At 59.6% G+C, this 13,707-nt stretch carries 14 protein-coding genes and 2 pseudogenes; 5 read left to right on the plus strand and 11 right to left on the minus strand.

Annotated elements, in window-relative coordinates; all coding sequences use genetic code 11:
• Positions 1–49 precede the first annotated feature (49 nt).
• From ACLI1M_RS00355 to ACLI1M_RS00365, 3 genes and pseudogenes are all read right to left on the minus strand, one after another.
• Positions 50–409: a GtrA family protein gene (locus tag ACLI1M_RS00355; RefSeq protein ID WP_411706594.1), complete on the minus strand. Its 360-nt coding sequence runs from the start codon at positions 407–409 to the stop codon at positions 50–52.
• Between the two features lie 146 nt (positions 410–555).
• Positions 556–1,020, minus strand: a pseudogene (locus ACLI1M_RS00360) (DJ-1/PfpI family protein); the annotation flags it as partial.
• 35 nt (positions 1,021–1,055) lie between these two features.
• Positions 1,056–1,184, minus strand: a complete 129-nt coding sequence (locus ACLI1M_RS00365; protein ID WP_411706595.1) for a hypothetical protein — start codon at positions 1,182–1,184, stop codon at positions 1,056–1,058.
• Positions 1,185–1,335: 151 nt separating this feature from the next.
• On the opposite strand from ACLI1M_RS00365, the gene ACLI1M_RS00370 reads away from it, so the two are divergent.
• Both ACLI1M_RS00370 and ACLI1M_RS00375 read left to right on the plus strand, forming a co-directional pair.
• A complete protein-coding gene (locus ACLI1M_RS00370; RefSeq protein ID WP_411706596.1) occupies positions 1,336–1,593 on the plus strand; it encodes a hypothetical protein in 258 nt (85 codons plus the stop codon).
• A complete protein-coding gene (locus ACLI1M_RS00375) occupies positions 1,593–2,186 on the plus strand; it encodes a recombinase family protein (RefSeq protein ID WP_411706597.1) in 594 nt (197 codons plus the stop codon). The genes ACLI1M_RS00370 and ACLI1M_RS00375 overlap by 1 nt, the downstream gene beginning before the upstream one ends.
• Positions 2,187–2,705: 519 nt before the next feature.
• Here the strand turns inward: ACLI1M_RS00375 and ACLI1M_RS00380 are convergent.
• The 7 genes from ACLI1M_RS00380 to ACLI1M_RS00410 all read right to left on the minus strand — a co-directional run bounded on the left by ACLI1M_RS00380 (position 2,706) and on the right by ACLI1M_RS00410 (position 9,865).
• A complete protein-coding gene (locus ACLI1M_RS00380) occupies positions 2,706–3,278 on the minus strand; it encodes a hypothetical protein (RefSeq protein WP_411706598.1) in 573 nt (190 codons plus the stop codon).
• A 430-nt stretch (positions 3,279–3,708) separates the two neighbouring features.
• Positions 3,709–4,380 carry an exonuclease domain-containing protein gene (locus tag ACLI1M_RS00385; RefSeq protein WP_411706599.1) on the minus strand — a complete coding sequence of 224 codons (672 nt, stop codon included), beginning with the start codon at positions 4,378–4,380 and terminating at the stop codon, positions 3,709–3,711.
• Positions 4,381–4,955: 575 nt separating this feature from the next.
• Positions 4,956–5,264 (minus strand): hypothetical protein, encoded by a 309-nt coding sequence (locus ACLI1M_RS00390; RefSeq protein WP_411706600.1) that lies wholly within the window; start codon positions 5,262–5,264, stop codon positions 4,956–4,958.
• Positions 5,265–5,291: 27 nt separating this feature from the next.
• Positions 5,292–7,526, minus strand: coding sequence for a copper-translocating P-type ATPase (locus ACLI1M_RS00395; RefSeq protein ID WP_411706601.1), 2,235 nt, complete (start codon positions 7,524–7,526; stop codon positions 5,292–5,294).
• A gap of 51 nt (positions 7,527–7,577) precedes the next feature.
• Positions 7,578–7,904, minus strand: coding sequence for a heavy-metal-associated domain-containing protein (locus ACLI1M_RS00400; RefSeq protein WP_411706602.1), 327 nt, complete (start codon positions 7,902–7,904; stop codon positions 7,578–7,580).
• A gap of 114 nt (positions 7,905–8,018) precedes the next feature.
• Complete coding sequence (locus tag ACLI1M_RS00405; protein WP_411706603.1) at positions 8,019–9,146, minus strand: sensor histidine kinase; 1,128 nt, start codon at positions 9,144–9,146, stop codon at positions 8,019–8,021.
• Entirely contained in the window at positions 9,143–9,865 is a 723-nt protein-coding gene (locus ACLI1M_RS00410) for a response regulator transcription factor (RefSeq protein ID WP_411706604.1), read from the minus strand. Before ACLI1M_RS00410 ends, ACLI1M_RS00405 begins: the two co-directional genes overlap by 4 nt.
• A 405-nt stretch (positions 9,866–10,270) precedes the next feature.
• Here ACLI1M_RS00410 and ACLI1M_RS00415 point away from each other — a divergent pair, with 405 nt between their 5' ends.
• The gene (locus tag ACLI1M_RS00415; protein ID WP_201816085.1) at positions 10,271–10,846 is read left to right on the plus strand and encodes a CueP family metal-binding protein; all 576 of its coding nucleotides are present in this window, start codon (positions 10,271–10,273) and stop codon (positions 10,844–10,846) included.
• Positions 10,847–10,917: 71 nt separating this feature from the next.
• On the plus strand, positions 10,918–12,399 hold the full coding sequence (locus ACLI1M_RS00420) for a multicopper oxidase domain-containing protein (protein WP_411706605.1): 1,482 nt from the start codon (positions 10,918–10,920) through the stop codon (positions 12,397–12,399).
• Here ACLI1M_RS00420 and ACLI1M_RS00425 read toward each other — a convergent pair.
• A complete protein-coding gene (locus ACLI1M_RS00425) occupies positions 12,377–12,655 on the minus strand; it encodes an exonuclease domain-containing protein (RefSeq protein WP_411706606.1) in 279 nt (92 codons plus the stop codon). The genes ACLI1M_RS00420 and ACLI1M_RS00425 overlap by 23 nt on opposite strands.
• Positions 12,656–12,762: 107 nt before the next feature.
• Between ACLI1M_RS00425 and ACLI1M_RS00430 the strand changes: the two are divergent.
• Positions 12,763–13,477: pseudogene (locus tag ACLI1M_RS00430) on the plus strand (IS6 family transposase).
• Positions 13,478–13,707 lie beyond the last annotated feature (230 nt).

Genomic DNA, 13,707 nt, shown 5'->3' on the forward strand with positions numbered 1-13,707 from the left:
TTGCCGGGTTGTCGCTTACTAGACAGGGGCTTGGCGGAGCGGAATGCGCTCACCGTGAGGTGTTTTCGCTGGTGAAAACCCACTTGCTCTGCAGGATGAAGTTGAGGGTGGTGGCTGTTGCCTGCGAAATCACCCACGAGAGGAAAACCGTGTGTTCGAAATCCGCCAGCGGGATACGGGCGAGCTTGTTGACCAGCACCGCCATGTTCAAACACGCGGTGTAGACGATGAAGGCCCTCAGCTTCTCGGTGGTGGACCGGTTGCCGGAGAAAGTGACAACGCTATTGGCGTAGTAGGCGAACAAGCTGCCCAGGATATAACTGATTGCCCGGCTGATCAGGGCGTTTGCCCCAGAGGTTTCGAGGAAGTGCATGGTGCCGAAGTCGATGGCGGCACCGATGACTCCCACGATGCACAACAACACCACTGCCCGGGCGTTTTTCGTGCACCTGCCCGTCGGCCGTGGTCTATCTTGGGAGTCGTCGACTGTCTGGCTTGGGATGAGGTGCGTCTGCGGGGGTCGGGTAGGCCAGCTGGGGCTTTTTATAAGGTGAACTAGATGAGGCCATGAATATGGGCGAAGGGGTCGACAGTGCTGTCTGTTTGTGGCTGATATTCCGCTAGCGTGGTCGCTTCTTCAAAAGCTTCTGCGCCGAAGAGGTGCTGGATCAGCGAGGCAGTCATGTCCAAACCCGCCGCAACGCCCGAGGATGTCCATATTTTTCCATCCTCCACCCAGCGGGCTTGAGATTGCCATTCAACATCATCATCCAAGGAAGAAACCCAACCGAATGCCCTCTTGTTGCTCGTTGCTCGGCGCCCTTTAAGGAGACCCGCGGCTGCCAGTAGGGCTGACCCAGTACAAACCGATGCCACTATCTCGGCGCGCTGTCCCGTTTCCTTTAACCAGGACAGGAAGGTGGTGTCTTGAACTAGGGTTCGCGTCCCCGCACCCCCGGGGATCAGGAGAATATCCGGATTCTCGAGGTTTGTGTAAGGCAGATCTGTCAACACACGTACGCCCTGGGCGCTCTGGACGGGCTCTTTTTCCTTTCCTAAAAACTTATATGCATGTCCGGAACCTGACTCAAAAGCTCCACCGGCCCGAAGACGTCTAACACCTCGAATCCTTCAAAAAGGATGACGGAAACATGTCGCTCCCCAATCAGCTTTCCCATAGTCATAGATTACGTGGTAGAGGGTGTGTCAGTGTGGTACACCCTATTGTTACGCCGGTTTGGGGTGGAATGTTTGCTGTAAAATAGGGCCGTTCCTAGCATTGTTTTACACGTGTCTAGTGGGGTCTAGGTCTTATGTTTACAGAAAGTGGTGAGTGTGGTGTTATCGTCTGACGGTTTTCATATTGAAAGTCATATTGACTCTGTGCCCGCGTTAGCGCGGGTGAAAGATCTGCATGGTGGGTTGTCGTCGGGACAGCAGGCGTTGGGCAGGATTGTGCAGTCTTTGCTTGCTGACGCTGATGGTCTCGACGGGGCGCAGTTGTCTGACTTGGCTCGGGTGGTTGAGTCGTATCGTGATGCGGTCATAGAACAGGAGAATGCCGCCTTTGAACCCTTGCGGGGCGAAGATTAATGGGCGATGACTCCGGTTCGCGTGGGCAGCGGGTGGGTTATATCCGTGTCTCGACGGTGGAGCAGAATAATCAGCGCCAGAAAGAACTACTCAATGCTTCCGGCAGGATTGACCGTTTCTTTGAGGATAAGATTTCCGGCCGCACCAAGACTGCCCGCCCTGGACTTGTCGAGTGTATGGCGTATGTGCGCGACGGTGACGAACTCGTCGTGTCGTCAATCGATCGCCTCGCCCGTTCACTGGCGGATTTACGCGGCATTGTTGATGAACTCACCAACAAGGGTGTGACTGATACTTTCCTGCATGAAAATCTCGCGTTTGCAAAAGACACCACAGATCCACGCGCGGATTTAATGCTCGGCATTTTAGGTTCGTTTGCGGAGTTTGAGCGGGCCATTATCCGCGAGCGCCAGGCGGAGGGGATTGCGTTGGCTAAAAAGGCTGGCAAGTACAAAGGCCGCAAGCCTGCTCTTAGCCCGCAGCAGGTGGCGGAGATTAAGCGACGCACACTAGCGGGGGAGTCGAAAGCAGCCTTGGCGCGAGAGTTTAGGGTGACTCGCCCTACGGTGTATCGGGCGTTGAAAAACGCCTAAAGCGGCGCAGTCGTACGGTAAATCAGCGTGCCCACGGTGCCTGCCGTATGGCAGGACATATGGCTAAACACATAGAAAATATATGTTTCCGAGAATGCGCCACTACCCGCACTGTCTACGTCTAAACGACAGCAGTAATAAATAGGAAAGGGCACTCCCACCAGCGGGAGTGCCCTCGTTTACTCGATTCAGAAGGGGAATTTGAGGCCTAAGATAAGGCCCACGATTGTGCCACACATACCCAAATAGGATAAATAACTGATGCCCGTATAGATCTCATTTAAGGGGAGACTTTGGTCCTGCGCCAAACCGTATAAGTTCCGACGAGAAAAATGACGGCAAAGACTCCAGCGATTCTAAAGTAGAAAAAACCATTTTCTAATCTACGAGAAATATCGGCTAATGAGGTTGAATTCCCCTCAGCCAAAGCCTTAGCAACGTGTATCGCATTTAAACCGCCAACAAGATACCCGAGACAAAGCGATAACGATATAAAAATCGCAATCTTCATCAGAGCTACTAAGGATGAATTGCGTGACACTGCTCTCCCTTAAATTCTCCCATTACAAATAGACGTGCACACTCAGCATTGCTTTTAACATCGAAGTTTTTGAATCCTGCATCATGTGCATGCCCAAGAGAGCAATCATTGTGGGTTGCCCCCTTACGGGTTGCATGAATCCCATTCTCGTCTCTATTTTGGTAGTCCACTCTCCAGTTACACAGCGTTCCGTTAGTAAACGTCACGGATGCACTTTCGGAGTCTATGTGACCGCCTTTGCCCTTAATTGCATGCTCAAGATTCACTACGGGAACTTTGAAGTCATGCCCTTGAAACTTAAATCCAAAGCCGCTGATTTGGGCCGATCCGAATGCTGATCTATCCGCAGTGTTCGGAACTGGATCACTTCCTTCAGGAAGGTAATTGTAGGCCGTTGGATCAGTACTTTGGTAGTTTCCGCCCATAATCGTTTGGGACTCTTCCTGATTTCCTTGTGTCGTTTCTGCTTGAGCGGTTCCAGACAAGACAGGAAGGATAGCCAAGGCAGATAGAAGGGAAGCGGCAGTTTTCAACATCTTAGTCTTATTCACAGTTTTCCTAACCATATGAAACACCTTACTTATACTAAAGTAAAGCTGAAATTTGCTGTCGTCAAGGCAGTAAACTTATACGCAGTCGTCAGCCCTTCCATGTGTCCGACTGTATGCAGTTTTACCTGCTGGTTCCTGCATTGAACCGGACCCCAAAATGCTAGTCCACAGGACTAATAGACCAAAGGAAATGAGCGGTACCACCAGTTCCTACGAGAGTCCAGCATGGGCAAAAGGAAAGAGGGTGACAAGGAACAGGAAGTACTGCGCTTGTTCGCGGCTGACGGTCTGGATAATTAAGACCAAAACAACCGTGAGCACGGCGAGGGACTCAAGACCCCACTGACCCGCGTGGCACGTCTTGCCATATGTGAAAGCATATGGCTGCGTATTCTTCTCGGCTATGTCAGTGGTTGCGCTGTTAGTAGGCCTATATGTTGCGGGGGAGCAGTGGTGTGACGTGGCTTCCTCGCCAGGTGTTGGTGGCGCGGAAGACTTGACCTTGGTGCAAAATCTTTCGGCCAATTTCACCGCGTTTGAACCCGAACAGGGCGTGGAGCATGTTCACCGTGGCGGTCGCATCGGCTACTGCTGCGTGCGCGTCAGGATTGTCCAGTCCTAGGCGGTCAAGGAGTGCCGGTAGGTTGTAGGGGCCGCTATCGAGTATTTGCTTGGCAAGGTCAATGGTGTCAATAAAGGGGAAGAACTCGTCCTCGTCCTCGTCATCGTCGACGCCGGTCATGCGGTCGAACTCAGCAACGATCATTTTTGAGTCAAACGGGGCGTTGTGGGCAAATAGATGCATGCCGTCGATGTAGCTCGTGAAGTCCCCGTATACCTCGCTAAAGGTTGGGGCGGTTGCCACCATGTCGTTGGTAATGCCGTGAATGTGGGAGTTTTTAATAGCCTTACCGTCAGGGTTGAGCAGTGTGTGCCAGGAATCGACGGGGTTGAAATGTGCGTCGGCGCGTACGGCAGCGATTTCAATGATGCGGTCGTAGCGCTTGTTAAAGCCGGTGGTTTCGGTATCAATGAAGGCAAAGACCGGCTTGCCCGGTGTGCGCGGGGTGTAGCGGTTAAAAAGGTTTTCTAAAAATCCCATGGCCTCAAGCCTAGAGGCCCATACCGACATGGAGGCCTTCCATCTCCCGTGGTTCTTTTCCAAGAAAGTCTAGAAGACACAAGGGTACGTGGAGGGTTATAGGACTGTGGTTGTTGTGGGGTGTTTTGGTGGCAACCAAATCTATTGATTTGGGCGGCAGCCCAACGAGCCGTCAGGCGAGGCGGGAGCGTAAACAGTAACCCGTAGTGAACGGTTTTGTTGGTTGAGCGGCTGGGGATATAGATCTACAGGGATATAGTTATAAGCCACCTGGGAAAATAGGTAAACCCGCAGGTAAAACCCTGTGGATAACTAGCCCTGTATGCGTAAATATGCGCAGGCGTATGCGTAAATATGCGCAAGTTGTTTTGAGGCAAAAAGAAAGCGCCCCGGAGGGCGCTAGTCTTCTGCGTTCGGTTTAGTCGAGTTCGGGGCGTGATGGTTTCTGCTGAACTGATGGGGCAGTTCTCGTGACCGTTACTCCGTCTGTGTTGGCTTCGATGCCTGCCTGTGGCCACGTTTGGAGAATGTCGGCTATTGATTTCTTCATCTCAGTCCGAAAGTGGGCCAAATCGTTAGATGTCTTCAATTCTTTGGTGGCGAAGCTGGAGGCGATCATGTCCCAGGTGATGGGGGATCATCATCTGGGCAAACATGATGTCCGCGTCGTTGTGATCGGCGGAGATCTCCCCGTCCGCCTCAGTCGTCGCCGTGGTGATCTCGGTCGTCTCAGCGGTAGTCGTCGCAGTGCTGGTGGCCGAGGTGGTGGCGTCGGCGTTGCCTGACTCGGTGGCCTCACCGCAGGCGGCCAGCGCCAGGGTGGAGGCTACGGCGAGAGCGGAAAGAACAAGGGTGCGCTTCGTGGTGGAGCCTTTCAGAGTCATATGGGGGCAGTGGAGAGAAGTGGTGGATCACTGGACGGCGGTGGATGCCGGAGTAGGCGTGGCGTGTTCCTCTTTCGACTCGGTCGGAGCCAGGTGAGCCGGATCCAGATCAATGCGGCGCAACAGCTGGGCGTTCAGGGCCACCACGATGGTCGAGGCAGACATCAAGATCGCGCCCACGGCCGGGGACAGCACGAACCCGATCGAGGCGAGCACTCCGGCAGCCAACGGCACGGCGAGGATGTTGTAGCCAGAGGCCCAGATTAGGTTCTGGATCATCTTGCGGTAGCTGGCCTGGGACAGCTCAATCATCGACAGCACTGCCCGCGGGTCATCACTGGCTAGGACCACCCCGGCAGATTCCATGGCCACATCCGTGCCGGCACCGATGGCGATACCGACGTCCGCGCGGGTCAGAGCGGGGGCGTCATTGACACCGTCACCGACCATAGCCACGCTCAAACCCCGGTCCTGCAGCTGCGTGACCTTGGTGTCTTTGTCCTGGGGCAGGACCTCGGCGAAGACCTCATCAATGCCTAGGTCCTGACCAACCGCCTGGGCCACCTGCTGCGCGTCGCCGGTGATCATCGCGACCTTCACCCCGCGGTCCTGCAGGGCTTTCACGGCGGCGCGGGATTCGGGGCGGATCTTGTCCTCGACGGCCACCGCACCGATGATCTGACCGTCGCGGACAATATGGAGCACACCGGCCCCACGCCCGGTCCAGGCGCTGGTGGTGTCGGTGAGCTCGGCCGGGGTGGTGAGGTTGAACTCGCGCAGCATGTTCGGCCCGCCCACGAGGATCTCAGCGCCATCGACAGTGGCCCGGACCCCTCGGCCGGAGGCGGCGCTGAAACCAGTTGCACGGATTTGCCGACGGGAGGCCTCGGGATGGGCGGCCGCGGCTGCCACGATGGCGCGGGCCACGGGGTGCTCGCTGTCGGCCTCCGCGGCGGCGGCTAGGGCCAGCAGCTCGCCCTCGGTGACGCCGACAGCTGCCGCGACACCGGTGACCGCGTGCGCACCCTCGGTCAGGGTGCCGGTTTTGTCGAAGAGCACCACGTCGATGGTGCGCATCCGCTCGAGCGCCATCCGGTCCTTGATGAGCACCCCGGATTTCGCGGCCCGCTCGCTGGAGATCGCAATGACCAGCGGAATCGCCAGGCCCAGGGCGTGCGGGCAGGCGATGACCAGCACCGTGACCGTGCGCACCACGGCATCGTCCGGGCTGCCGATGATGGTCCACACCACCGCGGTGATCAGAGCGGAGATCAGCGCGAACCAGAACAACAACGCCGCCGCCCGATCCGCCAGGGCCTGGGCCCGGGAGGAGGACTCCTGGGCGTCGGCAACCATGCGTTGGATCCCGGCCAAGGCGGTGTCCCCGCCGGTAGCCTCCACCCGGATGCGGACGGTGTTGTCGGTGGCCACGGTACCGGCGACCACCTTGTCACCGGTGTCGCGGAAGACGGGACGAGATTCGCCGGTGATCATCGCCTCATCGAATTCGGCGGCTCCGTCGAGGATGGTTCCGTCGGCCGGCACCCGGGCACCGGCCCTCACCAGCACGACGTCGTCGACGACCAGCTCGGAGATGGCCACGGTGCGGGTGGTTCCGTCGATGACTTTCTCGGCCTCATCCGGCAGCAGGGCAGCCAGCGCATCAAGCGCGGAGGACGCGGCCCCGAGAGCGGACATCTCCAGCCAGTGGCCCAGCAGCATGATGGTCACCAGCAGGGCCAGCTCCCACCAGAAGTCCAGCTCAAAACCGCCCAGCCCCAGAGTGGTGACCCAGGAGGCGACAAACGCCACGGTGATGGCCATGGCGATCAGGAGCATCATCCCGGGTTGGCGGGATTTCAGTTCTTTCCATCCGCCCTTGAGGAAAGGCGTTCCGCCGTAGACGAAGATGATCGTGCCTAGCACCGGGGGGATCCAGGTGGATCCGGGGAATGCCGGGAGGTGGTAGCCGAGCAGGTGGGCGACCATGGGGCTGAAAACAACGACGGGAATGGACAGAATCAGCGACCACCAGAAACGGTCCCGAAACATTGCGGTACTGTGTCCGGCGTGTTCGCCGTGACCATGAACGTGGTGGTCTTCGTCCAGGGCGGCGTGCGTGTGATCGTGGGGCATCGCCTGGCCGTGGGTGTCGGCATCCGCGTGGTGTTCGTGGCCGGCATGATCCGGGTGGTGGGTGTGGTCTGTTTCCGGAGCGGAGTGATCACCATGGTGATCACCGGAATGGTGGGGAGTGCTCATGACGTTCCTTTCGCTCAACCCGGTCGGGGTCGAGATGATGGGTAAAACTGATCAGGATAAGACGGTGTAGCCGGCCTCCTCGATGGCCCGGCGAACCATCTCCGGAGGTACGACACCGGTGACCGTGACGGTGGAAACACCACCAGCAGCGAGATCAATCTGGACGTTGTCGACCTGGGGGAGGGCCTGAAGGGCCTGGGTCACGCTTTTCGCGCAGTGCCCGCAGGTCAGGCCGGTGACCTGGTAGCTAGGGGAGGACCCTCCTGCTGACGAGTCGCTGGCGGCAGGGATAGAGGCGGTGTCGGCACGTGAGGCAGGTCCGCAACAGCTGCAGCCGTGGGAGACCATCGGCAAGAGGCGGGGCGGGGAGGTGATCATGGGAAAGCTCCTACGGGTCGGTGGGATGCGGCGATGCTACTCTCTAACGTATACCCCCCCGGGGTATATTTTCAATGGGTGGAGGGCACGGCCCTCACGCGGGGTAGGGTGTGGTTACTGAGCAGCCTCCTCACTGTCGGGAGGGGACAGCGGGAGGCGGAGGGCAAACACCGCTCCGCGACCAGGTCCGGGGGAGGTGGCGGTGAGAGTGCCGCCGTGGGCCTCGATCAATGCCTTGGAGATGGTCAGACCGATACCGGACCCGCCGTCGTCCCGGCTGCGGGCGGCATCCCCCCGGTAGAAGCGTTCGAAGATGTATCTGAGCTGGTCAGGTGGGATTCCCTCGCCGTCATCGGCGACGTGGATGAGCGCGGTGGACGCCCCCTGTCGGTGGACGCTGATCCGGACCTGCCCGCCGGCCGGGGTGTGCCGTAGCGCGTTCGACAGCAGATTGCTCATCACCTGGCCGAAGCGTTGCCGGTCCACGAGCACCCGGGCGGTGTCTGTAATGGTCTCGACCTGTAAATCGACGTCTTTGTCAGCATAAGCTTCCTCCGCGGCAGCAGCGGCGGTATGGAGCAGATCCCCGAGCTCTTCCTCCGCCAGGTCCAAATCGATCCGGCGTTCCTGGGCCCGGGAGACATCGTCGATGTCTTCCATCAACCGGGTCAGGTGGGTGAGTTGGTCAGCCATGATCGTGTGGGTGGCATTATTCCAGTCCACGACCCCGTCCTGGAGACCATCGAGGTAGACCGTGAGCACCGATAAGGGGGTGCCCATTTCGTGGGCCAGATCAGAGAGCATCTGGCGGCGGACCTGTTCGGTGTGTTCCAGCCGATCGGCCATGGTGTTGAAGGCATGCGCCAGGGTGGTGACCTCGGGGCCTGCTTTTCCGGCGGGCACGCGGATACGGGAGTTGCCGGCCGTCAGGCTGGTAGCGGCGTGGGTAAGATCCTGCAGGGGGGTGCGCAGACGACGCGATAACCACAGGCTGGCCAGTAGGGCGCTGATTAAGGCGGTGGGCAGGGCGACGGCCAGGGTGATCAGGTTGGCGCCCCGGTAGGCCTGCTCGGCATGGAACAGCTCCAGCGAGGGGTCCTCCCGGCCGGTCATCAACATATGATCATGGAATAGGGTCGGGCCCACCATCGTGGCCACGGCCGCGGCCACCAGCAGGCTAATCACCACGACCAACACCTGGGCGGCCAGGAAGCGGAAGGTCAGGCCGGGTCCGTGATTCATGGCTGCCCCATCCGGTAGCCCACGCCACGCACGGTGTCGATAAACCCCCGGCCCCGGGTGTCGGTGCCGAGCTTGCGACGCAAGTTGCCGATGTGGACATCGACGATGCGTTCATCACCGACCCAGGTGGTGTCCCAGACCTCGGTGACCAGGTCGTGGCGGGTCAGCACCTGGCCGGGGCGCAGGGCCAGGGCAACCAGCAGCTCGAACTCCGTGCGGGTGAGCTCCACGGTCGTCTCCCCCACCCGCACCTGATGGGCGACGGGGTCAAGGATGAGGTCACCAACGCTCAAGGGGGTGGTCACCTGCGGTGGGGTGGTGCTGGTGCGCGGGCGGCGCAGCACCGCATGCACCCGGGTCACCAGTTCCCGGATGCTAAAAGGTTTGGTGATGTAGTCATCCGCCCCCAAGGTCAATCCGCTGATCTTATCGTCCTCGCTGCCACGCGCGGTGAGCATGAGGATGTAGCAGTCCGAGAAGGTGCGGATCCGTCGGCACACCTCCAGGCCGTCGAGTTCGGGCAGCCCCAGATCCAGGACCACGACATCGGGGGAAAAGCGACGGGTCTCGTCCACGGCCTGGGTGCCGGTGTGCGCCTGGCGGGTATCGAAGCCGGCCCGGATGAGGTAGGAGGCCACCATCTGAGCCAGGGGTTGTTCATCATCGACGACCAGCACCCGCCCCGGGGGCGTGGCGGTGGTCGGTGTGCGGTCAGCCATAGACCCCAGTATCGCTCCGGCCAGGGGGGAATACCACCCTCGCTCAGTGCCCGGCGGGGAAATCTTCATCAAATCTTCAAACATCACCCTTCGACCGCCGTCACCACTGTGCCCCACCCCGGGCCGGCGGCATCGTCTCCCCTGGTCGGTTCAGCAGGCGCCACCAGGGATTTCACTGCCTGCACCGCATACCCGGGGCGGGTAGACGGACATCGCCCACGGCTGTGGGGTGGTGTTCCGGTGGTGACCCAGCCCACCGAATTCACCCCCTTTTTCGCCCTGTTATAAGGCTGTGAGCAGGGGTTTTGATTTCTAGTCCGTCAGGCACCCGTGCTAGATAAAGGTATGGCATCGACCTTGAGGCGGTGTCTTCTCACGGTCTTACCACGATCCAAGGAGATTGACGTGAAACGAGCAGTGATCGCAGCCGCCGCCCTTGCCCTCGCCCTCACGGGGTGTTCGGCTGCCGACCCGGAACCCACCGCCGACGGGACGGTGTCCCAGGATGCATTCCTGACTGCCCATGGCCTGGCCGACATGGACGCGGTGGAGATCATTGATCACCTCGACCGGCAGAAGGTCACTGAGCGTCCCACGGATCTGAAAGCCTCAGTGCGTGCCGATGAACTGCTGCTCTCGAGTGATGACCAGGAAGTCGTGGTCGATCTTCCCGACAATCAGACGTATGTCTCGATCGCACCCTATCTCACCTCCACCCACGACTGCTTCTACCACAGCCTCACGACCTGCCTGGGGGAACTCGGCAATGAGGATATCCAGGTCACGATCACCGATGAGGCGACCGGTGAGGTGCTGGTGGACGAGGCGACAACCACCTTCGACAACGGGTTTATTGGCTTCTGGCTTCCCGATGATGCCACCGGCCTGATTGAGGTCAGCTACCAGGGGCGTACCGGCACCGCGGAGTTTTCCACCGCCGACGACGGTGCCACCTGTGTCACAGACCTGCACCTGACGTGATGGCTCAGCAGGGTCCTCACCTGCGCCTGTCTCCCGTGTCACTGAAATCTAACACCAAGGAAGGTTAAATCATGATGAACGGATTTTCCCGACGACAGTTTCTGCTCGGTGGGCTCGTCCTCGCCGGCACCGGGGCCGTGGCCGCCTGCACCAGCGACCCTGGACCCGCTGCCTCGGCACCAGGTTCCTCTCTTCGCCCCACTCCCACCCCCACTGCGCTCGGTGAGCCGACGGTGCGCCGGACACTGACCGCCCGGCCCCTCTCTCTGGATATCGGCGGCATCGAAGCCAAGACGTGGGGATACGTCTCTGACACCGGGGATACGGCCATTGAGGCCACCGCCGGCGACGTCCTCCAGGTCGATATCACCAATGAACTGCCTGAGAACACCTCCATCCACTGGCATGGCATCGCCCTCCACAACGCAGCCGACGGTGTGCCCGGCATGACCCAGGACCCCATTGAACCTGGCGAGTCTTTCTCCTATGTTTTTGAAGTCCCCCACGGTGGCACCTACTTCTACCATTCCCACTCCGGCCTGCAGCTTGATCGCGGCCTCCACGCCCCACTGATCGTCCGTGACCCGCAAGACGCTGAGGACCAGGACGTCGAGTGGACCATCGTGCTCGACGACTGGGTCGATGGCATTCAGGGCACTCCCGACGATGAGCTCGACAAGCTCACCGCAATGGGTTCGGGCGACCATAACGGGAAGAAGGGAATGGGAGGTCACGGCCAGATGATGCACGGCACCCCGGACCGGGTACTGGGCGGGGATGCCGGCGATGTGATGTATCCGCACTACCTCATCAACGGACGTATCCCCCGAGCTCACCGGACCTTCGAGGCTCGCCCGGGCGACAAGGCCCGCCTACGGTTTATCAACTCCGGCGGTGACACCATCTTCAAGGTGGCCCTCGGTGGTCACCGCATGACCGTCACCCACACCGACGGCTTCCCTGTCCAGCCCCGGGAGACCGAATCGATCTACCTGTCGATGGGCGAGCGTGTCGACGTCGAGGTCATCCTCGGCGACGGCATCTTCCCGCTCACGGCTTTGGCGGTGGGTAAGGACGACCGCGCCTTCGCCGTCATCCGCACCGCCGGCGGCCAGGCCCCCCACCCCGATGTCGACTTCCCCGAGTTGTTGTCCACCGGACTGCTTCTGTCCTCCCTGAAGCCAGCAGACCGTGCACTCCTACCCGAGGACACACCAGACCGAGAAGTCAGCATCGACCTGGGCGGGCAGATGATGCCGTATGAATGGAGCATTCTCACCGACGGCCAATCCTCCTCCGCGACCGTGCAGGAGGGCCAGCGCCTGCGGATGGTCATGCGCAACAGGACCATGATGCCCCATCCCATGCACATCCACGGCCACACGTGGGCGCTGCCCGGCAACGGCGGGCTACGCAAGGACACCGTCCTTCTCCGCCACGGTGAAACCATGATCGCCGACCTAATCGCTGACAACCCCGGTGAGTGGGCATTTCACTGCCATAACGCCTATCACATGGAAACCGGGATGCTCAGCTCGCTTCGCTACGAGTAACCCCCACAGCAGGGTTGAGTGCCGAGGTGGGCGGGGGTGTCCCCCGAGTAGTGAACACGGCGTTGGTGTCAGGGGTGAGCAATGTGTGCCAGGAGTCAACGGGATTGAAGTATGCGTCAGCGCGCACGGCAGCAAGTTCAATGATGCGGTCGTAGCGCTTGTTAAAGCCGGTGGTTTCGGTATCAATGACCGCAAAGACCGGCTTGCCCGGTGTGCGCGGGGCGTAGCGGTTCAGGAGGTTTTCTAAAAAGCCCATGCCCTCAAGCCTAGAGGCCCATACCGACATGCCCGCCTAAACGCTATCGAACAGGTGTTGTTGCAAAGTTGGGGCAGTAGGAAGGGCGACGTGAAATAGTCACAGCCATGGGTATCTTCTTCGGTCGTCATTTCCCCCGTGACATCATTCTATGGGCAGTGGGTGGTACTGCCGCTACGGGGTGAGCTACCGCGATCTGGAGGAAATGATGACTTCAGCGGGGCGTGCCGGTCGATCACACCACGATTCTCACCGCTGGGTCCAGAAATACGCCCCTGAGCTGGACAAGCAAACACGGTGGTACCGGCAGGTACCTGACTGGCAGGCCAGTTCTTGGCGGGTGGATGAGACCTATATCCGGGTCGGCGGCAGGTAGTGTGCTACCTCTATCGGGCGATTACCGCCGGTGGCCAGACCTTGGACTTTTACCTCTCTTCGAAGCGAAACGTGGCCGCAGCGAAGTGTTTCCTGGCCAAGGCCGTCAGATCCAATGCGTCAGCCGGGTATCTCAGAGTGATCAACGCCGATAAAGCACCCTCCCTTGCCAGGGCAATCGCCGAGTTGAAGTCAGAGGGAATCTGCCCGCCCACAGTGGAACATCGGCAGGTGAAATACCTCAACAACAGCCTGGAAGGCGACCATGGTCGGCTGAAGCGGATCCTCGGGCCGAAAGGCGCGTTTAAGAACCGGACATCTGCATATCGGACGTTGAAAGGGATGGAGGCGATGCACTCATTGCGGAAAGGGCAAGGCGCGATGTTTGCCTACGGGCAACCGAACCCGGACGCGGTGATCGTCAACCGGGTCTTCGAGACGGCCTAACAACGCCCACACGCAGCGGCCATCAGGGAATGAGAAACTGAGTCTTCGCTGCTCTCCGCCCAACTTTGCAACAACACCTGTTCGGAAAAGCTAATCCAGCTGCACGGGGGGCGTGTTGAAATGCTTCCGCCGGCTGGAATGATGGTGGGTGCTATTTTGGCTGGGCTGTTACTGGAGTATTCCGGTTTCTTATCGGTGACAGTTACTTTTATCCTCGTGTCAGTCGTAGC

The organism is Corynebacterium sp. LaCa54 (assembly GCF_046717495.1).
Classification (GTDB): Bacteria; Actinomycetota; Actinomycetes; order Mycobacteriales; family Mycobacteriaceae; genus Corynebacterium; species Corynebacterium kefirresidentii.